At 75.4% G+C, this 21,275-nt stretch carries 17 protein-coding genes and 2 tRNA genes; 11 read left to right on the top strand and 8 right to left on the bottom strand.

The window, feature by feature from the left end:
- The first annotated feature begins 70 nt into the window (after positions 1–70).
- Together AB0G14_RS10055 and AB0G14_RS10060 are read left to right on the top strand one after the other, a co-directional pair.
- Positions 71–1,270: a DUF1015 family protein gene (locus AB0G14_RS10055; RefSeq protein WP_357695678.1), complete on the top strand. Its 1,200-nt coding sequence runs from the start codon at positions 71–73 to the stop codon at positions 1,268–1,270.
- 71 nt (positions 1,271–1,341) lie between these two features.
- Positions 1,342–1,809 (top strand): ribose-5-phosphate isomerase, encoded by a 468-nt coding sequence (locus AB0G14_RS10060; RefSeq protein ID WP_350708454.1) that lies wholly within the window; start codon positions 1,342–1,344, stop codon positions 1,807–1,809.
- 154 nt (positions 1,810–1,963) lie between these two features.
- Here AB0G14_RS10060 and AB0G14_RS10065 read toward each other — a convergent pair whose 3' ends face one another.
- Together AB0G14_RS10065 and AB0G14_RS10070 are read right to left on the bottom strand one after the other, a co-directional pair.
- Positions 1,964–2,287: a hypothetical protein gene (locus AB0G14_RS10065; protein WP_357695680.1), complete on the bottom strand. Its 324-nt coding sequence runs from the start codon at positions 2,285–2,287 to the stop codon at positions 1,964–1,966.
- Positions 2,288–2,348: 61 nt separating this feature from the next.
- Complete coding sequence (locus AB0G14_RS10070) at positions 2,349–3,581, bottom strand: GNAT family N-acetyltransferase (protein WP_357695682.1); 1,233 nt, start codon at positions 3,579–3,581, stop codon at positions 2,349–2,351.
- A 109-nt stretch (positions 3,582–3,690) separates the two neighbouring features.
- Between AB0G14_RS10070 and AB0G14_RS10075 the strand changes: the two genes are divergently transcribed.
- Positions 3,691–4,239 carry a hypothetical protein gene (locus AB0G14_RS10075; RefSeq protein WP_357695684.1) on the top strand — a complete coding sequence of 183 codons (549 nt, stop codon included), beginning with the start codon at positions 3,691–3,693 and terminating at the stop codon, positions 4,237–4,239.
- A gap of 207 nt (positions 4,240–4,446) precedes the next feature.
- Here the strand turns inward: AB0G14_RS10075 and AB0G14_RS10080 are convergent, their stop codons facing one another.
- Positions 4,447–4,713: a hypothetical protein gene (locus AB0G14_RS10080; protein ID WP_357695686.1), complete on the bottom strand. Its 267-nt coding sequence runs from the start codon at positions 4,711–4,713 to the stop codon at positions 4,447–4,449.
- Positions 4,714–4,907: 194 nt separating this feature from the next.
- Here AB0G14_RS10080 and AB0G14_RS10085 point away from each other — a divergent pair, with 194 nt between their 5' ends.
- From AB0G14_RS10085 to AB0G14_RS10110, 6 genes are all read left to right on the top strand, one after another.
- The gene (locus AB0G14_RS10085) at positions 4,908–5,705 is read left to right on the top strand and encodes a serine protease (RefSeq protein WP_357695688.1); all 798 of its coding nucleotides are present in this window, start codon (positions 4,908–4,910) and stop codon (positions 5,703–5,705) included.
- A 454-nt stretch (positions 5,706–6,159) separates the two neighbouring features.
- Positions 6,160–9,789: an amino acid adenylation domain-containing protein gene (locus AB0G14_RS10090; RefSeq protein WP_357695690.1), complete on the top strand. Its 3,630-nt coding sequence runs from the start codon at positions 6,160–6,162 to the stop codon at positions 9,787–9,789.
- A 42-nt stretch (positions 9,790–9,831) separates the two neighbouring features.
- Positions 9,832–10,815 (top strand): aldo/keto reductase, encoded by a 984-nt coding sequence (locus AB0G14_RS10095; protein WP_357695692.1) that lies wholly within the window; start codon positions 9,832–9,834, stop codon positions 10,813–10,815.
- A 61-nt stretch (positions 10,816–10,876) separates the two neighbouring features.
- Positions 10,877–11,614 carry a hypothetical protein gene (locus tag AB0G14_RS10100; RefSeq protein WP_357695694.1) on the top strand — a complete coding sequence of 246 codons (738 nt, stop codon included), beginning with the start codon at positions 10,877–10,879 and terminating at the stop codon, positions 11,612–11,614.
- Positions 11,611–12,468, top strand: a complete 858-nt coding sequence (locus AB0G14_RS10105) for a family 3 encapsulin nanocompartment shell protein (protein ID WP_357695696.1) — start codon at positions 11,611–11,613, stop codon at positions 12,466–12,468. Before AB0G14_RS10100 ends, AB0G14_RS10105 begins: the two co-directional genes overlap by 4 nt.
- Before the next feature lie 12 nt (positions 12,469–12,480).
- On the top strand, positions 12,481–13,653 hold the full coding sequence (locus AB0G14_RS10110; protein ID WP_357695698.1) for an MFS transporter: 1,173 nt from the start codon (positions 12,481–12,483) through the stop codon (positions 13,651–13,653).
- 12 nt (positions 13,654–13,665) lie between these two features.
- Here the strand turns inward: AB0G14_RS10110 and AB0G14_RS10115 are convergent, their stop codons facing one another.
- The 4 genes from AB0G14_RS10115 to AB0G14_RS10130 form a co-directional block, all read right to left on the bottom strand.
- Positions 13,666–14,766: an FAD-dependent oxidoreductase gene (locus tag AB0G14_RS10115; RefSeq protein WP_357695700.1), complete on the bottom strand. Its 1,101-nt coding sequence runs from the start codon at positions 14,764–14,766 to the stop codon at positions 13,666–13,668.
- 338 nt (positions 14,767–15,104) lie between these two features.
- Positions 15,105–16,331: a S8 family peptidase gene (locus AB0G14_RS10120; protein ID WP_357695702.1), complete on the bottom strand. Its 1,227-nt coding sequence runs from the start codon at positions 16,329–16,331 to the stop codon at positions 15,105–15,107.
- Between the two features lie 115 nt (positions 16,332–16,446).
- On the bottom strand, positions 16,447–19,581 hold the full coding sequence (locus tag AB0G14_RS10125; protein WP_357695704.1) for an Hsp70 family protein: 3,135 nt from the start codon (positions 19,579–19,581) through the stop codon (positions 16,447–16,449).
- A gap of 151 nt (positions 19,582–19,732) precedes the next feature.
- Positions 19,733–20,011 (bottom strand): hypothetical protein, encoded by a 279-nt coding sequence (locus tag AB0G14_RS10130; RefSeq protein WP_357695706.1) that lies wholly within the window; start codon positions 20,009–20,011, stop codon positions 19,733–19,735.
- A gap of 175 nt (positions 20,012–20,186) precedes the next feature.
- On the opposite strand from AB0G14_RS10130, the gene AB0G14_RS10135 reads away from it, so the two are divergent.
- Positions 20,187–20,717 carry a GNAT family protein gene (locus AB0G14_RS10135; protein ID WP_357695708.1) on the top strand — a complete coding sequence of 177 codons (531 nt, stop codon included), beginning with the start codon at positions 20,187–20,189 and terminating at the stop codon, positions 20,715–20,717.
- Between the two features lie 78 nt (positions 20,718–20,795).
- On the opposite strand, the gene AB0G14_RS10140 is transcribed toward AB0G14_RS10135, so the two are convergent.
- Positions 20,796–20,869 (bottom strand) — tRNA-Gly (locus AB0G14_RS10140).
- A gap of 202 nt (positions 20,870–21,071) precedes the next feature.
- Here AB0G14_RS10140 and AB0G14_RS10145 point away from each other — a divergent pair.
- Positions 21,072–21,145, top strand: a tRNA-Pro gene (locus AB0G14_RS10145).
- Positions 21,146–21,275 lie beyond the last annotated feature (130 nt).

Genomic DNA, 21,275 nt, shown 5'->3' on the forward strand with positions numbered 1-21,275 from the left:
TCTTTCATCTGGTGGACGCCGCGTGGGTCCCGCCGCGCCGGCGGCCGCGTCGCCGGTAGCGTGGTCGCACATGACGGTCGTGCATCCGATCGCCCGGGCCTGGATCACCACTGGCGGCACCGGCGCGCAGAACTACGACGAGTTCGCCGACGACGCGGAGATCACCGCGATCATCGAGGCGAACCCGCACAGTGCCCTCGGCATCGAGATGCCGCACCGGGCGCCGGAGAGCCTGGGGAAGTCCTTCCTCGACGCCCTGCCGGACGCGGTGACCCGCCTCGCCGAGGCCAAGGCCGACGGCAGCTACACCCCGGCCGAGCAGGTCGTGGTCCTCTACCGGATCAGCGCGCCGGGGGAGGAGACGGCGTACGGGCTCTGGGCCATGACCGACACCGACCAGATCTCCACCCGGGCCGACGAACCCGGTCTGGTCATCCGCAACGAGGACGTCTTCATCGCCAAGGTGCGGGAGCGGGTGGCGCTGGCCGAGGCGCTGGGTCACCTCCTCTCGCCCGTACTGCTGCTGCAGACCGGGCGCGGCGACGAGCTGCACGCCGCGCTCGCGGCGGCGACCGACGCGGCCGGGGCGCCCGCGGCGACCGACACCGACCAGGCCGGGCGCACCCACGCCATCTGGCTGCTCGGCCCCGGCCCGCAGCAGGACGAGCTGACCGCGCTCGCGGGCGGCGGGGAGCTGGTCGTGGCCGACGGCAACCACCGCAGCCTGGCCGCGCAGACCGGCGGGCTGCCCCGCTTCCTGTCGGTGATCACGACGCCGGCGTCGGTGGCGATCCAGCCCTACAACCGGCTGGTCAGCGAGCTGACCACCACCGCCGACGAGCTGCTCGACCGGCTCCGCGCCGCCGGCGCCGAGGTCACCCCGATCGACGGACCGGTCGAGGTCCCGGCGGCCGGCGGCACCGTCCACCTCCGCCTTCCCAACCGGGGGTACGCCGTCACCCTGCCGCAGGTGGGCGGCGGCCGGCTGGAGAACCTGGACCACGCGCTGGTCGAGCGGCTGCTGCTGCGCGACGCCCTCGGGCTCGACCCGGGCGACAAGCGGATCACCTACGTCGGCGGCGACTACCCGGCGAGCTGGCTGACCGGAGAGGTCCACGCGGGTCGGGCCGAGCTGGCCGTCCTGATCGCCCCGGTGACCGTGGACGACTTCGTGGCCGTCAACCTGGCGCGGGAGAAGATGCCGCGCAAGAGCACCTGGTTCACCCCGAAGGCGCGCGGTGGCCTCGTGGTCGCCGAGCTGTCCCGCTGAGTTGTGACGAATCCGCCCCGGGGCGCCGCCCGCGCGGCGTCCCGGGCGCGCGCCCTGACAGACTGCGCGGTATGCGCGTCTACCTGGGATCCGACCACGCCGGTTTCGAGCTGAAGGTGCACCTGGTCAACCACCTGACCAAGGAGGGGTACGACGTCGTCGACGTCGGCCCGCACGCCTACGACCCGGACGACGACTACCCGGCCTTCTGCCTGCACACGGGTGACCGGGTGGTGGCGGACGCCGGCAGCCTCGGGGTGGTCATCGGCGGCTCCGGCAACGGCGAGCAGATCGCCGCGAACAAGGTGACCGGGGTCCGGGCGGCCCTCGCCTGGAGCATCGAGACCGCCCAGCTCGCCCGCGAGCACAACGACGCGAACATCGTCGCGGTCGGCGCGCGCCAGCACACCCTGGACGAGGCGACGGCCATCGTCGAGGCGTTCCTGACCACTCCGTTCTCGGGCAACGAGCGGCACGCCCGCCGGATCGGCCAGATGGCCGACTACGAGCGCACCCGCCAACTGCCCGCCCTTCCCTGACCCGCCGCCTCCCACCCTGCGCCGTCCCCGCCGAGCGCACCTGACGGCGCCTGTCCCGGGTCCTGGTGCGGAGCGGCCCCTGTGGGGTCACCTCCGTACCAGGATCGCCGGGCGGGAGCGGGCGGCGTGGGTCGGCGTCGGTTGCGGTTCGGCGTCAGCGGCGGGGAAGGTCCTCGCGGGGCGTCCAGTTCCGGCGGATGACCACCACGCGTTCCTCGGCGGCGGCCAGGTCCTCGTCGGTCGGCTGGGCGGCGTCGCGGGCCCGCATCGCGGCCGTCACGCTCACCTGGGACGAGCCGGAGCCGACCAGGCCGCGCAGGCCGCGCTCCCCCTCGTCGCCCGGGCCGCCCCGGCGACCGCGCGAGGGCTCGGCGCCGCCGTCGTGCACGCCCGGGGTCGTGGCCTGCGGCCCCTCGGGCGCGCCCGGGTCGCCGCCCGAGTGCCGTAGCCGGCGGCGCCGTCGCTCCACGTCCCCCATCAGCCGACCGTACCGCCCGAGGCCCACCGCCGCCGGCCCGCCCGCGCCGGCGGCCTGGTGGTCAGAACACGTCCATGCCGGCGGGGGCCCGGTGCCAGCCGAAGGCCGGGCCCGCGGCGGCCAACGCGCCGGGGCGCAGCTCGCGTACCCGGCCGGCGGCGGCGAGCGCGGCCAGCCCGGCGCCACCCAGGTACAGCTCGCCGAGGCAGCGCACGTCGCAGGCCAGCTCGGCCGGCCGGTCCGTCGGCGCGCACCCGGCCCGCTCCGGCCCGCCGCTCAGGTGCCAGCGGCCGGCGTTCTCCGGGAGCAACTCGTCGGTGACCTCGATCACCACGTCGACCCCGGTCGCGTACCGGCGGGCGGCGAGCGCGGCGGGCACGTCCACCACCCGCAGCCAGAGCGCGTCGACCAGTTGCGCGCCCAGCCGGCGCGGCTCGTTGACCAGCCGCAGCAGCGGCTCGTCCACCGCGCCCGCCCCGAAGGAGAGCTGCCCGGCCAGGTCGAGCGAGAGCAGCATCCGCCACATGGCCCCGTACGCCGCCGGGGTGGCGGCCACCACCTCGTCGACCGTGGTGATCCCGTTCGGCCCGGTGCTCTCCCAGTTCGCGCGCGTACGGAAGAGCCCGTACCCGTCCACGCCGTCCGGCCCCTCGTGCAGCACCGCCCGGCGCTCGGTGGCGCCGCCCCGCCGGTCGGCCTGGTCGCCCAGCACGTACCGCCACCACGCCTCGTCGCGGCTGGACCAGCCGGGACGCTCGGGGCGCACCCGGTCGTACACCCCGGCCAGCTCGGCCCGGCAGTCGGCAGGCGCGGCCAGGCGCAGCCGGCCCTCCGCGGGCGTCGGGTCCGGCATCCGCAGCGCCACGGTGGCGCACTGGACGGAGAGCCGTTGGGCGGCCAGGCCGTAGCCGAAGCGGGGGTAGATGCCGCCCTCGCTGGCCCACAGCACCGCCACCGGTTCCCGGCCCTCGTCGCGCACCTGCCGCAACTGTCGCACCATGAGCTGGGTGAGCAGTCCCCGGCGTCGGTGGGTGGGTGCGACGCCCACCCCGCTGACGTGGGCGGCCGGCACCCGCGCGCCCGGCACGGTGAGTTCCCGGGTGAACGCCCGTGCGGTCGCCACCGCCTCGCCGCCGTCCCGGACCAGCAGCGTGCGCTCGGGCTCGAAGAGCGCCCGCTCGATCTCGTGCGTCTCGGGGTCGGGCGGGGCGTGGAAGAGGTGGCCGAGCAGCCGGGCCAGCTCGTCGAAGTCATCGGCCCGGGCGGTCCCGACCGCGAGTGGGGGTTTCGTCACCCCGCTGTGTCTAGCCGATCGGTGCGGGCTCGGCGACCGATTTGCCGGCTGGCTACCCTCGAAGCCGGACGGTGGCCGGTGGTCGCCGTCGGTCCAGGGGAGGGACGAGATGGCCGACCAGACACAGCCGTGGGCCGAGCGGACCGTCGAGGTGCCGCCGCCGCAGCCCGGTGTCGGGGTGCCGCCGCAGCGCGACGCGTACCGGCGGGGGGTGGCCTCGGTCGGGCAGCCCCGGACTCCGCGCACCGAACCGTTCCCCGTGGTCGGGCAGGAGCCGACCGGCACGGGCTGGCCCGACGGGCCGGCGCCGCGGCGCCCGCTGAGCTGGCACGTCGCGCAGCTCAAGCGCGGCGGCGAGTGGAGCGCTGCCGGGGCGCTCTTCGCGTTCGTCTGCTGGGGGATCTGGGCGATCTCGGGCGGCGGCGACCTGGCCGGGCCGCTGCTGATCTTCGTGCTGAGCCTGCTGGTGGCGGCCGGTCTCTTCGCGTTGGCCCGGCTGCTCGGCCGCGTGGTGCTGGAGCGGCAGTTGGGCCGGGTGCGCCGCAGCGCGCGCGGGGCGCACCTGGTCACGGCGGTCTTCCTGGCCGGCCTCGGCATCGCCTACCTGCAGCAGACCGAGTGGGTCGTGTCGGCCTGGAACTGGATCAGCGGGAACTGACCGGACAGCGGGCAGCACCCGGGACCGACCGGAGAAACGCATCACCCCGGGACTGGCCGCACGCCCGGGCGGGTCGGCGTCCGCCGCCCGCCCGCGCGCCCGGTCGCGGGGTGTCGCGACCCCGGTCGTTCTCCACTCCACCAGGTCGGCCGCTGCTTACCCGGCGGGTCGCGGTTCATCCGCGCCCAGGCCGGCCTGACCCGGCGGTCAGTGCTTGCCGCCGTGGCCCTCCGCGTCCGCCTTCGGGGAGGCCACCCGGGCGGCCGGGTCCTCGGCGCCGGGCTGCCCGCCGTCCGGCGCGACCATCCCGTCGTAGTTGTAGATCGTGCCGTCCTCGCCGTGCTGCCTGGTGGTGCGGATGTAGCGGTGCATCATGCCGTCGATCTCCACCTCCACGAGGGCGTCGCCGCCCGCGTCGATGGTGCTGCCGTCCCGGGGGCCGCCGACCAGGTGTGCCTTCGTGTTCGTGTCCATGGGGCTGCGGTACCCGGGCGGTCCCGACGCAAAACGGGCGGGCTCCCGCGGGGATGTCGCCGCCCGGTGCGCGGCGGTATGACCGACGCGGGATGGGCCCGAACATTGCCAGTCATCGATATGTGTCCATAGGATCCCGCCATCGGATGCCGGCGCGTCGACCCCCGCGCGCCGCGAAGCTCGGGGAGGCTCCCATGGTCCGTTGGCGCAGACTCATCGGCCGGTTGGCCGCCGCGTTGGTGGCGGTCACCGCCGGCTCGTTCGTCCTGGCCGTTCCGGCCGGTGCCAGGCCCGCGTCGGACGTGACGCCGTACGTCGTCGGCGGCACCCTAGCCGCGCAGGGCGAGTTCCCCTTCATGGTCCGGCTCTCGATGGGCTGCGGCGGCTCCCTCTACAGCCCCCGGCTGGTGCTGACCGCCGCGCACTGCGTCGGCGGGACCGGCGCGAACACCAGCATCACCGCCACCCTCGGCGTGGTGGACCTCCAGTCGTCGAGCCGGATCCAGGTGCGGTCCGACTACGTCTACCGGGCGCCCGGCTACAACGGCAACGGCAAGGACTGGGCCCTGATCCGGCTGGCCACCCCGGTGACCACGCTGTCCACGCTCAAGATCGCCACCAGCACCGCGTACGACAACGGCACCTTCACGGTCGCCGGGTGGGGGGCCACCCGGGAGGGCGGCGCGCAGCAGCGCTACCTGCGCAAGGCGACCGTGCCGTTCGTCAGCGACGCCACCTGCAACTCCTACTACGGCGGCCAGATCATCCCGAGCGAGGAGATCTGCGCGGGCTACGCCAGCGGCGGGGTCGACACCTGCCAGGGCGACTCGGGCGGCCCGATGTTCCGGCGGGACGCGACCAACGCCTGGATCCAGGTCGGGATCACGAGCTGGGGCAACGGCTGCGCCCGGCCCAACTATCCCGGCGTCTACACCCAGGTGAGCACCTTCGCCCCGGCGATCGCCTCGGCGGCGGCGAGCCTCGGCGGCTAGTCGCGGGAACGGTGTGCGGGGACCCGGCCGGCCCGTCCGGCCGGGTCCCCGCGCGTGTCCGCCCTCGCGACGCCGACTACCGGACGTGATCCGCCCTGATCGATCGGGTGACGAGAGTGTGCCGCGTGCCTGCGTCCCGGCTCCGGCCGCCCGGGCTGCGGCGGGTGCGAAATCGTCGTGCCCGGCCGGCGGGGGCCGGAGGATCTGCTGGTCGCGGGGCCGGTTTCCCGGACGGTCGCGGGTCCGGGGCGCGGCGACCGGCACCGACGCAGGAAAGTGACAGACATCGATGTAGCAGAAAGTTGCATATTCCCTACCGTCGATCAGCCCTCTAGTGTCCATGGCCAGCGGCCGTCCATTGACCGACGCCGATCACTGTCGGCGTGCGGCGGGCCGACACAGCTCCGTCCGCGGCTGCGACCGGCAGCCGCACGGGCTCGGGACAGGAGGCGTGATGAGGTCGGGCGACAGCGGGTCCGCGGCACCGGTTCCCGTCTCGGACGGGTCGACCTACCGGTACACCGCCACCCGCCCGGCGGCCGCCGGGCCGCACCCCGCGGCCGACCTGGGCAGCGCAGCCGACGGCAGCCGCGCCCGGGTGTCCACGGCCGCCCTGGCCGCCGTGGAACTGCTCGACCGCCTGGGCCGGCAGATACCGGTGCGGGTCCGGGCCGGCGCGGAGATGCTGGACCTGCCGGTCTGGCCGGCGGACCTGCACCGGATGCCCGGCGACCGGGCGCGCGCCACGGTCCGCACGTGCGCCGCCGCGCTCGACCACGAGGGCGTCGACCACGTCCTCGTGCTCCTCGACGGCGGCTCGCCGGCACCGTCCGCCGGCGCGCCACCCGTGCTGCTCACCGCCGACGTCACCGACACGACGGTCGCGGTCGTGCTCCGCTGCGCCGCCGACGATCCGTGGTCGGCCGATGCCGCCGCCGTGGCGGAGATGTACGCCGAACTGCTCGCCGCCCTGCTCGCCGACCCGGCGTCGCCCACGTCGACGGCGCCGGCCCTCGGGCCCGCCTCCCGGGCGCTGGTGGAGCGGGCCGGCCGCCGGCACGACGACGGTCCCTTCGTGGCGGTGCCGCGCATGATCGAACACCGCGTCGACCTGCATCCGCAGCGCCGGGCGGTGTCGTTCCGGGGGCGCTCGCTGACCTACCGCGAACTGGACGACCTGGCCAACGGCGTCGCCGCCGTCCTCGCGGGCCGGGGGATCGGGCGGGGCGACGTGGTGCCCGTGCTCCTCGCCGACGGCCTCGAACTCCCCGTCGTCGACCTGGCCCTGATGAAGCTCGGCGCGGCCTTCGTGCCCGTCGACCCCGGCTGGCCGGCGGACCGGCTGCGCGCGTCCCTGGCGGTGATCCGGCCCCGGCTCGCGGTGGTCCGGGGCGGTGACCCGCGTCCCGACACCGGGGACGTTCCCTGCCTGCCGGTGGACCTCGACGACATCACCCCGACCCGCCGCCGGCCCGGGACGCCCGTCGGCCCGGGCGACCTGATCTACGGCATCTTCACCTCCGGCACCACCGGCGCCCCGAAGTGCGCCGTCAACCGGCACGACGGCATCGCCAACCGGTTCCGCTTCATGACCCGCTACTTCGCCGCCACCGGCGCGGAGGTGGTGCTGCAGAACAGCCGGCACACCTTCGACTCGTCGGTGTGGCAGATGTTCTGGCCGCTGACCACCGGCGGCCGGGTGGTGGTGCCCGTCGAGGGCGGCTTCCTCGACGTCGAACGGACCGTCCGCACCATCGCCGACGAGGCCGTCACGATGACCGACTTCGTGCCGAGCGTGCTCGGCGCGCTGGTGTCGGTCCTGGACCGGGACCCGGCGGCCCGCCGCGCCGTCGCCACGCTGCGGCACGTGATCGTCGGCGGCGAGGAGATCGACCCGTGGGCGGTGCACCGCCTGGCCGACCTGGTGCCGGGAGTGTCGGCCACCAACGGGTACGGCCCGACCGAGGCCTCCATCGGCATGGTCTTCCACACCGTCACCCGGTCCGACGGCGACGTCATCCCCATCGGCCGGCCCATCGACAACTGCTACGCGGCGGTGGTGGACGCCGAGCTGCGCCCGCTGCCGCCCGGCGCGACCGGCGAGATCGTCATCGGCGGGGTCTGCCTCGGCGAGGGATACCTCGGCGACCCGGCCCGCACCGCCGAGGTGTTCGTCCCCAACCCGCTGCCCGGCATCCCCGGCACCCGGCTCTACCGCACCGGGGACCTGGGCCGGCTCGCCGCCGACGGCCGGCTGCACTTCGTCGGCCGGCGCGACTTCCAGCTCAAGGTGAACGGCGTCCGGATCGAGGCCGGCGAGATCGAGACCGCCGCCACCCGGCTGCCCGGGGTGCGGCAGGCGAAGGTCCTCCTCGCCGGGGAGGGCCGGGGGAAGTCGCTGGCCCTCTTCGTCGCCGCCGACCCGGAGGTGACCGAGCCGGCGGTGCGGGCGCACCTGCGCCGGCTGCTGCCCCGGCCCCACGTGCCCCGGCACGTCGTGGTGCGGGACGCGCTGCCGCTGACCGGCAACGGCAAGGTCGACCGGCGGGCCCTGGAGACCTGGCTCGACCGTACGCTCGCCGAGCGGGCGCGGGCGACCGCCGCACGGGCCGAGGCGCGTACGCTGCCGGACCGGGTGCTGGCCGTGTTCCGGACCGTTCTCGGCCGGCCGGACCTCGACCCGGACACCGACTTCCTCGACGCCGGCGGCGACTCGCTCCAGGCGCTCGACGTGGTGACCGCGCTCGGCGCCGACCACCGCGTCCGGGTCGGCGTCCAGGACCTCTTCGCCCACCCCACCGCCGCCCGGCTCGCCCGGGTGGTCGCGGCGCGTCTGCGCGCGGCCGACCCCGCCGAGACCGAGGCCGAGCTGGTGGAACGCGACGCGGCCGTCCCGGCCGACCTGCCGGTGCGCCCCGTCGCCCGGCGCCGGTCTCCGCGCACCGTCCTGGTCACCGGCGCCACCGGGTTCGTCGGCGCACGGCTGGTCCACGAACTGCTCGCCACCACCGACGTCCGGGTGCTGTGCCTCGCGCGGGCCGCCGACGACGCCGAGGCCACCGCCCGCGTCGTCCGGGCGTTGGCCGAGCGGGGCCTGTGGCGGCCCGGCCACGGCCTGCGCCTGCACGGGTACGCCGCGGACCTGGCCCGCCCCGCCCTCGGCCTGGACCCGGAGACCTGGGCCCGGCTGGCCCACGACTGCGACCTCGTGCTGCACGCCGGAGCGCTGGTCAACTTCCTGTTCGACTACCGGGCCCACCGCCAGGCGAACGTCCTCGGCACCGCCGAGCTGCTCCGGCTGGCGCTGACCGGCCGGCCGAAGCCGCTGCACCACGTCTCCACCCTCGGCGTCCTCGACACCGAGGCCGCCCGCCGCCCCGACCCGCTGCCGGAAGGGTGCGACCCGGCCCTCGTCGTCCCGCCCACCAGCGGCTACAGCCGGTCGAAGTGGGTGGCGGAGCGGTATCTCGCCGAGGCCCGGCGGCGCGGCGCGACCGTCACCGTGCTGCGTCTCGGGGAGGTGATGCCCGCCGCCGACGACGGGCAGCCCAACCCCCGGGCGCTGACCCACCTGCTGCTGGCCGCCTGCCACCGGATGCGGATGCGCCCCGAAGCGCCGGTCCGCTCCGACTGGACGCCGGTGGACTGGGCCGCGCGGCGGATCGTCGCCGCCGTCGTCGACCCGCGGCTGTGGGGCGGCACGCTGCACGTCCTGCACCCGGTGAGCGTCGACTTCACCGACCTGCCGCTGGCCGGCGCGGACGCCCTGCCCCGGGTGAGCTGCGTGCGCTTCGTGGCGGCGCTGCGCGAGGCGGCGACCGACGGCGACCGGGCCGCCGCCGTGCTGCTCGCGCTGTTCCCGGCCGGGGCCGGTGCCGACGAGGAACGGCTGCGGGCGGTCTTCGCGACGCTGCTCACCGACAACCCCCGGCTGTTCCGCCGCGACGGCTGCGCGGAGCTGGAACGGCGCCGGGGCTTCACCGACCACCGGCTCGGGCCGTCCGTCGGCGCCTACCGGGCGTGGCTGGGCGAGCACGAGCGACGGGCGACCGACCGGCTGCTGCTGCCGGCCGGACCAGGGTGACCAGCCGCGCGGCGCGGCGATCGGCACGGACGAGGGAGTGGAATGCGATACCGCAGGATGGGTCGGCTCGGCTGGCAGGTCAGCGAGGTCGGGTACGGGATGTGGGGCATCGGCGGGGGACCGGGCGGCTTCACCGGCTGGGACTACGACACCGCGCCGGCCTGCCTGGACGAGGCGGTGGAACGAGGCTGCAACTTCTTCGACACCGCCTGGGTCTACGGGCGGGGCGTCAGCGAGCGGCTGCTCGGCGCCCTCGTGCGCCGGCACCCGGACCGCCGGCTCTACCTGGCCACCAAGATCCCGCCGAAGAACCGGGAGTGGCCGCCCGGCCCGCAGGACACCCTGGACGACGTCTTCCCGGCCGACCACATCCGCGAGTACACCCGGCACAGCCTGGAGAACCTCGGGGTGGACCGGATCGACCTGCTCCAGTTCCACGTCTGGGAGGACCGCTGGGCGGCCGACGGCCGCTGGCAGGAGACCGTCGCGGACCTCAAGCGCGAGGGCCTGGTCGACGGCGTCGGGATCAGCGTCAACCGGTGGGAACCGACGAACTGCCACGCCGCCCTCGACACCGGGCTGATCGACGTCGTCCAGGTCATCTACAACATCTTCGACCAGGCGCCCGAGGACGAGCTGTTCCCCCGCGCGCAGCGCGACGACATCGGGATCATCGCCCGGGTGCCGTTCGACGAGGGGACGCTGACCGGCACGCTGACCGCCGACAGCACGTGGCCGGAGGAGGACTGGCGCAGCACGTACTTCGGCCCGGAGAACCTGCTGCCCAGCGTGGAGCGCGCCGAGCGGCTGGCCGCCGACGTGCCGCCGGGGACGACCATGCCGGAGCTGGCGTTGCGGTTCATCCTGCACCACCCGGCGGTGAGCACGGTGATCCCCGGCATGCGCCGGGTCGAGCACGTCCGCGCCAACCTGGCCGTCAGCGACGGCGCGCCGCTGGACGCCGGGCTGCTGGACCGGCTGCGCGGCCACCGCTGGGACCGCAAGCCGACCTGGTGGTCCCAGTGAGGCCCGTCCACCACCCCGGCGGTACGCCGGTCCGGCGGGCCGCGCGGTACGGGGGGCCGGTATGCCGGTGATCGCCATGTGGGCGCATCCGCGGGCGCTCTCCACCGCGTTCCTGCGCATGATGATCGCCCGCGGCGACGTGACGGTCGTGCACGAGCCGCTGGTCACCCTCGTCGACGAGGGGCACGTCGACCTGCCCACCGCCGACGGCGGCACCGTCACCGTGACCGACCCGGCCGACGTCGTCGCGCACCTGACCGGGCTGGGCCGGGACCGGACGGTCTTCGTCAAGGACACCCTCGAGTACCGGTACCGGCACCTCTTCGACGATCCCGAGGCGATCGCCGACGTCACGCACACCTTCATCGTCCGGGAACCGGCCCGCACGATCAGCTCGCACTACGCCATCAAACCCACGGTGACCTGCCCCGAGATCGGCTTCGAGCACCAGTGGGAGCTGTTCGACCTGGTCCGCCGGACCGCGCGCCGGCCGCCGGTGGTGATCCGGGCCGAGGACCTGCTGCGCCGGCCCGCGGACACGGTGGCGGCCTGGTGCGCCGCCGTGGGGCTGCCGTTCCGGCCGGAGGCACTGAACTGGGCGCCGGGGGAGCGCGCCGAGTGGCGGCGCACCCGCAAGTGGCACCTCGACGTCGAGCACACCTCCGGCTTCTCGCCGGTCGCCAAGTCCTTCGCGGTGACGGTCGACAACGACGACACCCTTCGCTCGTACCACGACCACCACCAGCCCTTCTACCAGCGGCTGATCCGGCACGCCATCGCCATCGGGGAGGATTCATGACCACCACCGCCGCGCCGCCCGTGACCGCGTCGTCGACCATGTCGCCCGGCGAGGTGTTCGCCCGCGCGTACGCCGCCGACCCGGCCGGTGCCGAGGTGCGCTTCGACTACACCATCACGGACGCCTTCCAGCCGACCAAGGAACGCCCCCGGGTGACCGTCCGCAACCTGTTCCGCAAGCGGTCCGTGGGGATGGACCCGGTGCGGTTCTGGTGCGAGGGCCGGCCCGACGCCGGGGAGGCCGCCGCAGTGCACGAGGCCGGCCTGCGCCGCGAGGCGGCCTTTCGGTTCGGCACCGCCTCGGCCGCCGTGCACCCGATCCGCGCCTGGGTACGCATCCCCGAGGAACTCGCCGACGACCCGGAGGGGCTGGCCGTCTTCGTCGACTACCGGCTGCTGGTCCGTCTCGCCACGGCCGAGAACCAGGCGCTGACCATCGGCGAGCACGGCCTGCTGCGGCACCCCGAGATCGGGCGACTGCCGTACCGGCACGACTGGCTGACCGGCCTGCTCGCCGCCTGCGACGAGATCGAGCAGACCGGCGCCACCCCGCACGCGATGATCGTCAACCCGAGGGACTACTACACCCACCTGCTCGGGCGCGACGCGCTGCTGGCGGACCTGCACCGCAACGGCGTCCTGATCAGCCGTACCCGGATGGTGGCGCCGGGCGAGGCGGTGGTGGGCGACTTCGCGATGGCGGCGCGCCTGCTCGACGCCGGGCGCTCCGCGATCCGCGTGGCGACCCCGCCGCCGGGCACCTTCGCCACCGACGGCCCGGCCGTCTGCGCCGAGATCCACGAGGGCCTGGCCGTGCATCTGCCGACCCACTTCTTCCACGTCGTACCGGCCTAGGAGCGTCACCGCATGACCACGACCGGCGGGAAACTCTCGTTCTACCGGCCCATCGTGCCGCTGTTCGGCGCCATCTTCCTCTGCCTGCTCGGCGTCGGCGCGTCCCTGGCCGTGCTGCCCTTCTACGTCCTCGACGAACTCGACGGCAACCGGGTCGAGGTGGGCGTGGTGATCGCCGCGATCGCGGTCTCCGCCGTGATCGCCCGGCCCATCGCCGGCCGGCTCGGCGACCGGCACGGGTACCGCACGGTGATGCTGGCCGGGGCGGCCGTGTGCGCGGCCGCCGCCGCGGCCTACCTGGTGGCCGGCAACGTCGGCGTGCTGGTCGGCGTCCGGGTCCTGCACGGTGTGGGGGAGGCGGCCGTCTACACCGCAGGCGCCGCCTGGCTGGTGGCGCTCGCGCCGGCCGACCGGCGGGGCCGCGTCGTCGGCCTGTACGGCATCCACATGTGGCTGGGCATCACGCTCGGCGCGCTGCTCGGCGCGGTGCTGCTGCGCACCTCGGGCGGCTACCCCGCCGTGTGGCTGTTCGCGGTCCTGGCGGCGCTGGCCGGGGCCGCGCTCGTGGCCGTCCGCCCCCGGCCGCAGCAGCCGGAACCGAAGGGCCCGGCCGGCATCCTGCCGCGCAGCGCGGTCGCCCCGGGCGTCGCGCTCTCCCTGGCCGGGTTCGGGTACGCCGCACTGGCCGCGTTCGTCGCCCTGCACCTGGCCGACCGGGGCATCGAGAACGGGATCGCCGCGTTCAACGCGTTCGGCTTCACCTACGTCGGGGTCCGGCTGTTCGTGGGCGGGCTGCCCGACCGGCTCGGCGCCGGCCGGGTGGCGGTCGCATCGGCGCTGGTGGAGGCGGTGGGGCTGTTCCTGGTCGCGGTCGCGCCGAATCTCGTGGTCGCGGTCGTCGGCGGGCTGGTGATCGGCGCCGGGCTCTCGCTGCTCTTCCCGGCGCTGGCCCTGCTCGTGATCAACCGGACCGACCCGGCGCACCAGGGGGCGGCGCTCGGCGCGTTCACGTCGTTCTGGGACCTGGGCCTGGTGGCCGGGGCGCCGCTGGCCGGCCTGGTCGCCAGCGCGGCCGGCTATCCGGCGGTCTTCCAGGTGATGCTGCTGGCGGCGCTGGTGTCGGCGGGCATCTCGGCGTGGACGATGCTGCCCCGTCGCTCGCTGGTGGGCCAACGCCCCCACTGACCCCTCGGGTGGTCAGGGGAAGCGGGCGGGGGAGAGCGGGGCGGGGTCGACGGGTGGTGGGGCGCCGGCCGCCAGCGCGGCGAGCAGTGCGCCCGCCGCGGGCGCCGTCTGGACGCCGTAGCCGCTCAGCCCCGCCAGCCAGAGGAAGTCCGGCGCCTCGGGCGCCGGGCCGATCACCGGCACGTCGTTCGGGGCGGCGGTCCGCAGACCGGCCCAGGCCCGGTGGACCCGGCGGAAGCTCAGCGTGGTGGCCTCCTGCACCCGCTCGGCGCCGATCGCCACGTCGAGGTCGTCGGGGCGGGCGTCCCCGGGCGGCGCCGGGGTGGCGTCGGACGGGGAGACCAGCAGGCGCCCCGATTCCGGCTTGAAGTAGAAGGTGCCGGCCACGTCGTTGACCATCGGCCAGTCCGTCGCCGGGACGCCGGCCGGCGCGTCCACGAGGAAGGCGGTGCGCCGCAGCGGGGTCAGCCCCACCGGTCGTACGCCGGCCGCCGCGGCGACCTCGTCGGCCCAGGCGCCCGCCGCGTTGACGACGACCCGCGCGGTGACCTCGCCGGCGTCGGTGGTGACCCGCCACGCCCCGCCCGCCCGCCGCAGCCGGCGGACCGGGGCGCCGCACACCACCCGGCCGCCGGCCGCGCGGATGCCCCGCAGGTATCCCTGGTGCAGCGCGGCGACGTCGAGGTCCCGGGCGGCCGGCTTCACCATCGCCCGCCGGCACCACCCGGGCCGCACCACCGGGCAGTACGCGGCCACCTCGGCCAGGTCGATCTCGCGGGCCGGCGGGTCCACGTCGGCCCCGTCGCGCAGCGCCGCGTCGAACTCGTCCTCGGCGCCCGGCGGGCAGAGGCTGAGCACGCCGCGCGGGGTGAGCAGCGGATGGTCGGCGAACCCCGGCGGCGGGGCGTTGAGAAAGCCCCGGCTGGCCCGGGTCAGCCCGCGCACCACCGGCCCGCCGTAGTACTCGGAGAACAGGGCGGCCGAGCGGCCGGTGGAGTGCTGGCCGGGGACGTGTTCCATCTCGGCCAGCAGCACGCTGCCGTACGCGGCGAGGTGGTGTCCGGCGCTGGCGCCCGCGATGCCCGCGCCGATGACCATATAGTCGATCGTCACTGGATTCGACGGTAGCCGCAGACGTCTTCAGCGACAACCGTCGATGAGCATCGATGTTGCGCGCGGCCGTCGCCGCGCCGCCGGCGAGGCGTACCCGGTGCCCGGCGGACCGCCCGCCGCCATGCCGGAGGTGCGACCGTCCTCGTGCCGGTACCGCATCGACCCCGGCCCGATCGCCGGTGTCGACCGTTCGGGCGGACGATCCGCCCGCGCGGCCGCGGGATCGACGGGTCGCGCGGGCGGACGTCGGGATGCGGGTGACCCGGCCGAGCGCCGGCAGGATGACCGCCCGGCGCCGGCTCGGCGGCGCCGGTGCCGGTGGCCCCGGCGTTCCCAGGTCAGGCGCCGCAGTAGAGCAGGCGGTTCGGGGTGCCGGCGACCACGCCGCTGACGACCCCGGTGGTCGCCCTGCCGTTCAGGTAGGCGGCCACCTGGGCGGGGGTCCAGGTGGGATTGGCCGAGAGGGCGAGCGCGGCGCACCCGGCGACGTGCGCGGCGGCCATCGACCCGCCGCTGATGGTGGCCACCGCCGTGTCGCTGGTGTGCCAGGTGGAGGTGATGTTGGCGCCGGGGGCGTACAGGTCGAGGCAACTGCCGTAGTTGCCGCTCGGCATCCGGCCGTCGGTGCTGGTGGTGCCGGCCACGGTGAGCGCCGCCGGCACCCGGGCGGGAGAGTAGTTGCAGGCGTTGGCGTTCGAGCTGCCGGCCGTGACGACGTAGGTGACGCCGGACGAGATCGACCGGTTCACGGCCGAGTCGAGGGCCGCACTGGCCCCGCCGCCGAGCGCCAGCAGCGCGACCGCCGGCCGGACCGCGTTCGCGGTGACCCAGTCCACCCCGGCGATGACCTGGGAGAAGGTGCCGCTGCCGGCGCAGTTCAGCACCCGCACCGGGCGCAGCTGGATCTCCTTCGCCACCCCGTGCCGCGTGCCGCCGACGGTGCCGGCCAGGTGGGTGCCGTGGCCGTTGCAGTCGTCCGCCGGGCCGCCGTCGACGAGGTCCACCCCCACGCCGGCCCGCCCGCCGAAGTCGGTGTGGGTGCGCCGCAGGCCCGTGTCGATGACGTACGCGTGCACGTTGTGCGCGGTGTTCGGGTAGGCGTACCGGCCGTCGAGCGGGAGGCTGCGCTGGTCGATCCGGTCCAGGCCCCAGGACGGCGGGTTGAGCTGGACGCCCGGCCCGACGAGGGTGACCACCCGGTCCCGCTCCACGTACGCCACGGCCGGGTCGGCGGCGAGCCGACGGGCCGCGCGCTCCGGCAGCCGCGCCGCGAAGCCGGTGAGCGCGTGGCCGTAGACGTGGCCGAGGGTGGCGCCGTAGTGGTCGGCCAGCCGGTCCGCGACGTTTCTGACCGCAACCTGCCGGTCGCCGGCGTGCCGGCCGACGCTGCCGTCCCGGAGCACCACGACGTAGCCGTCGGTCACGGCGTTCGCGTCGTCGGCGTGCCGGATCTCGACGCCGGGGGCCGCGGTGGCGGGGGTGCCCACGGTGGCGACGAGCGCGGCGGCGAGGGCGAGTACGCCCACCGCGCGGGCCCGCCACCGCCGGGTACGGGGAAGTGTCATGCCGGTCCTCCTCCTGTCGGCCCCGCGCCGGCTCGTGACCGGACGCGGGGCGGCCTGGCCGTTGAGAGGAGGCTATCGGTTATATAGATCGATCTGAATGGTTGTTGGGATTCGGCTAACGGTCGGCGAACCGGTAGAGCACGAAGTCCTCCTTGGCGCCGCAGGCGATCACGCTGGTGTTCCACGAGCACGTCTCGCTGCGTACGCCCACCAACTCGCCCATCTCGGTCACCGCTCCCGAGCCGGCCGCCACCCCGGCGACGCTGCGGTCGTCCTCGACGGAGCTCGGCGGGTCGGCGAAGACGAGCAGGTTGCCCCCGTCGAGCCGGACCGCCACCCCCCGCCGGTCCCGCAGCACCGCGCGACCGTCCGGGTCGAACAGGGTGCTGACCGACTCCGAGGAGGTCCGCCGGACCAGCAGGTGCTCGCCGAGCGGCACCAACCGGGTCGCCTCCGGCGCCGGCCAGTGGGCCATCTTCTCCTCGGCCGCCGCCACCACCTCGGTGCTCTCGTCCTCGCCGCCCGTGGTCTCCAGCAGACAGGCCCGGTGCTCGCCGCAGGGCACCAGCGCCTTCGGCCGCTTGCGGTCGTCCCTGGCCGTGTACAGCACCTTCGGCTGGGCGTCGGTTGTCAACTCGTACGCCAGCAACTGGTAGCCGGCCTCGTCGCGGGCGACGTAGAGGCGGTCCTCGTGCGCCACCACCAGGTCGTCCTGGTCGGCCACGCCGGCATGGCTGTGGACGATGCGGCCGCTGCCCATGTCGACCACCCGGACGGAACGGTCCGCGCCCACCTGCACGAGCCGGCGGACCTCGCCGCGCCAGGGGTCGCGCGGCGAGCCGTCGACGAAGGCCGGGCCGCCCAGCGCCTCGTCCGTGGTGACCGGGTGGACGCTGGTGCGGGCCCCGCCGTACTCGTCCTGCGGGCTGGGCTGCGTCCACGTCTCCCCGCCGTCGCTCAGGCGCAGCCCGACCAGCCGCTTCTCGGTCTGGTCGACCAGCACCGCGACGTCCTCGCCGAAGAAGACCTCGTCGTTGCCCAGGACGGGCCGGTGCCACCGCTCGTCGCCGGAGGCGCCGTCGAGCAGCACCAGGTCCCGGGGGGTGTCGTCGCCGATGGCGTCGGCGAAGGCCACCACCGCGCCGGGCAGCGCGACGATCCGCTCCCACCGCTCGGCGGACGCCTCGGTCGGCTTTCGCCACTTCTCTCCGCCGGTGTCGGCGTCGACCGCCACCACCTCCAGCCGCCCGTCGTCGAGCGGGTGCGCGAGGTACGCCCGGTCGCCGAGCACCGCGGTGAACATCGCCTCCGGCCGGTCGTCCCCGGCTGCCACCCGCTCCACCACGGCGACGGCGGCCCGGAACTCCAGGGCGGGGTAGCGGTCCCGGGCCAGGTAGAGCACCGCCGCGGTCACCGCGCCGACGAGGGCGACGACGGCCCCGGCTGTGATCCACAGCGCCCGGCGGCGGGGGAACGCGGGCGCGGTCGGGCCGGCGCCGGGCGGCGGCGACACCGGCGTGCCGGAGACGGGTACGCCCGGCCATGCCGCCGGCGACGCGCCCGACCCGGCGGACAGGCTCGCCGGGGGTACGCCGGGCGCCCATCCGCCCGCCTGAGGCGGTCCGGGCACGCCCAACGGCTGACCGCCATGACCGCCATGACCGCTGTGCTGGCCGTGTCCGTCGTGACCGCCGTGCTGGCCCTGACCGGCGGGTGCGGCGGCCGGCGGCGGGCCCGGCACCGGGCTCCCGGGCGGGGCGGCGCCCGGCGGTCCGTACGGCGTGGTCGGGGCCGGTGCGGCGGGCACGGTCGGCGTGGTCGACGCACCCGCGACCAGGGTGGGCGCCAGTCCGGCGGGGAGAGCCGGCGTGACGCCTTCCGGCCCGGCGACAACGGTCGGCGTGGGGCCCACGGGCCCGGCGGGCTGGGGCAGCGCCGGCCCGACGGCCTGCTGCGCCGGTCCGCCGGACCCGGCCTGCGCCGGGCCCGTAGGCCCGGCCTGCGCCGGCGCGACCGGTCCTGGGTGCTGCGCCGGCGCTGGTCCTGGCTGGGGCGGCGCAGCGGATCCGGCCTGCGCGGGCGCGGCGAAGGCGGCGGCGCCGCGGGGGCGTCGGGGCAGGGGCAGGTCGGTGAGCGCCCCCTCGGCGACCGGCAGCTCCGGCTGCTCCAGCACGGTAGGGGCGATGCCCAGCTCGGCGTGCAGGAGCCGGGCCACCATCGGCATCCGGGTGGCGCCGCCGACCAGGAACAGGCCGGCGAGCTGCTGCGGGTCGAGGCCGGCCGCGCCGATCACCTCCCGGGTCACCGCCACCGCCCGGCCCAACAGCGGCGCGGCCACCCGCTCCAGGTCGGCGCGGGTGAGGGTGACGACCGCCTCCACCCCCGGCACGGCCACCGGCGCGGCCGTCGCGCGGGACAGCATCTCCTTCGCGCCCCGGGCGTTCTCCCAGAGTTCGTGCTGCTCCCGCCGCTGCGTCGCCGACTGCGGGTGGACCAGCCGCTGCCACTGCGCCGGATGGTCGCCCGCGACCAACTCGCCGAGCCGGCCCAGCAGGGCCGCGTCGACGTCCAGGCCGCCGAGGTCGTCGGCGCCGCCCGCGGCGACCACGCTGAACCCCGAGTCGCCCCACGGGTCGGCGCCCTCGTTGCGGAGCACGGCGACGTCCAGGGTGCCGGCGCCGAAGTCGAACACGGCGATCGCCCCGCCCACCGGCACCGGCCGGCGCAGCACCTGGGTGTAGTAGCGGGCGGCGGCGACCGGCTCCCGTAGCAGCCGGGTGCCCGGTGGGGTGGGGCCGGAGAGCGTGTGCTCGGCCGCGGACGGCCACCCGGCCACGGCCAGGGCGTCGGCGAGCACCTGCCGCCGGGCAGCGTCCCAGGTCGCCGGGCAGGTGAGCACCGCCGGGGGCAGGAAGCCGACCGCCTCGACGGCCGCCCGGGCCACCGCGTGCAGCATCGCGGCCAGCAACTCGGCCGGCGGATACCGGCGGTCGCCCAGCGACACCGCGGGCTCGTCGATGCGCCGCTTCGGGTTGGGCTCGTACCGGCCCGGATCGGTGCGGGCCAGCCGCTGGGCGTCCCGGCCGGCGTGCAGCAGCCCGTCCGCGTCGGCGTACACGCCGGAGGGGATGATCGGCTGGCCGTCCACCAGCAGCGGGCGGGTGTGCCCGTCCGGCCGGCGCAGCACGGCGACGGTGTGCGACGTGCCGAGGTCGACGCCGAGGGCGTACCCCTCGTGCTGGCCTGCCATCTGCCGATACCTCCGCGGGACGAGGGGATGCCCGGCCCCGCATGGTACGCAGCAGCCGCACCGGCGCCGATCTCGCCCCGAGGCCCCCGGCGCGGCGGGCCGTCGCGTGGCTACCGGCCGGCGCTGCCGCCCATGACCACGCCGGTTGCCGTCACTCCGCCAGATAGCCGGTAGCGGGATCGATCTGGGCGAGGAAGTTGCGGATGGCCTCCTCCATCTCGGGCCGGCTCATCGCGCAGCCGTCAGACCGGGGAAGCCCAAAGCCGTATTCGTGCGGCCCGCTGAGCCAGTCGAAGTCGTACGTGCCGGGCTCCCCGGCGCGTACGCCAACACGGAAGTCCTGCCCGTCGACCGTCACGATGGTGGGATCACCGGCATGGCCGGGCCACAGGTGCTCGGGCACCAGGCCCGGCTCCGGCTCGCTGGACATGCCTGCTTCCTATCGCTTTTTCCCCGCCGGGCCCACGAATCGCCCACGGCGGCCCGCACAGCAAGACCCTGGTCCCGCAGGCGTCGGTCGACCAGTCCTCGTGGCCAGCGCCAGTAGGGTTGCCCACGATGGGGCGCCCAGGAGCGTCCTCGTCCATCGGGGAACGGGCGATGACATGCCGAGCGAACACACCATTCGGTTACGGCCGGTCGTCGAGGAAGACCTGGCCATGTTCCGTAGATTCGCGACAGAGCCTGGCCTCATCGGTCTGGACTGGACTGGATTCAGGGACCCGCAGGAACCGGCGCGGCGCTTCGCCACCGATAGCTACGTCGGGGCGGAAAGCAGCCGGCTCATGGTCGAGATAGAGGAAGAACAGGTCGCGGCCGGGTTCGTGAGTTGGGCGCTGCGGGACTTCGGCGGCCCGACCAAGCACTGGGAGATCGGGATCGCGCTGCTGCCGGAGTGGCGCGGGCACGGGATCGGCTGGCGGGCGCAGGCGATGCTGTGCGACTACCTGTTCACACACACGCCGCTACAGCGCATCCAGGCCGGCACGCACCCAGAGAACATCGCCGAACAGAAGTCTCTGGAGAAGGCCGGATTCCAGTTGGAGGGCGTGGTGCGAGCGTGTGAGTTCCGGGACGGCCGGTGGTGCGACGGGTACCTGTACAGCCGCCTGAGGGACGACCCGTCACCGTTGTGACCTGAGCGCACGCAGTGGCGCAGCAGTCGACCGGCCCAGGATCGGGCGCGGATTGCCGTTGACCTGGGCCGGAAGCTGTGGAGCGGGCGACGGGAATCGAACCCGCACCGTCAGTTTGGAAGACTGAAGCTCTGCCATTGAGCTACGCCCGCGTACGCCCCGACGTTGCGGGACGCGCCGACAGCGTACCCAATGGTCCACCCCGTCGCTCAGCCGTATCCCGGCGCGGCGCGTGCCGCCGTCCGGTGCAGGGGGTGGCTGGCGCACCCGGTGTCCGGTTGGTCCCCGTTCGGCGCGTTGGGTGACGCCCCGGCACGTCGCGCGGGCCGCGACCGCATAGACTGCTCGTCGCCACGGGGTGTGGCGCAGCTTGGTAGCGCACTCGCTTTGGGAGCGAGGGGCCGTGGGTTCAAATCCCGCCACCCCGACTGTCGTCCGCGGCCGGTCGCCGGGGTCGCCCTTCGCGCGGTCCCCGGCCGCTGCCGGTGCGCCCGGCCGGCTCGCCTACACTCGATGGGCTTATCACGCCCAGACTAAAACCGAGATCCGTCAAGGAGT

The sequence above is a fragment of the Micromonospora sp. NPDC023814 genome, assembly GCF_040639595.1.
Classification (GTDB): domain Bacteria; phylum Actinomycetota; class Actinomycetes; order Mycobacteriales; family Micromonosporaceae; genus Micromonospora.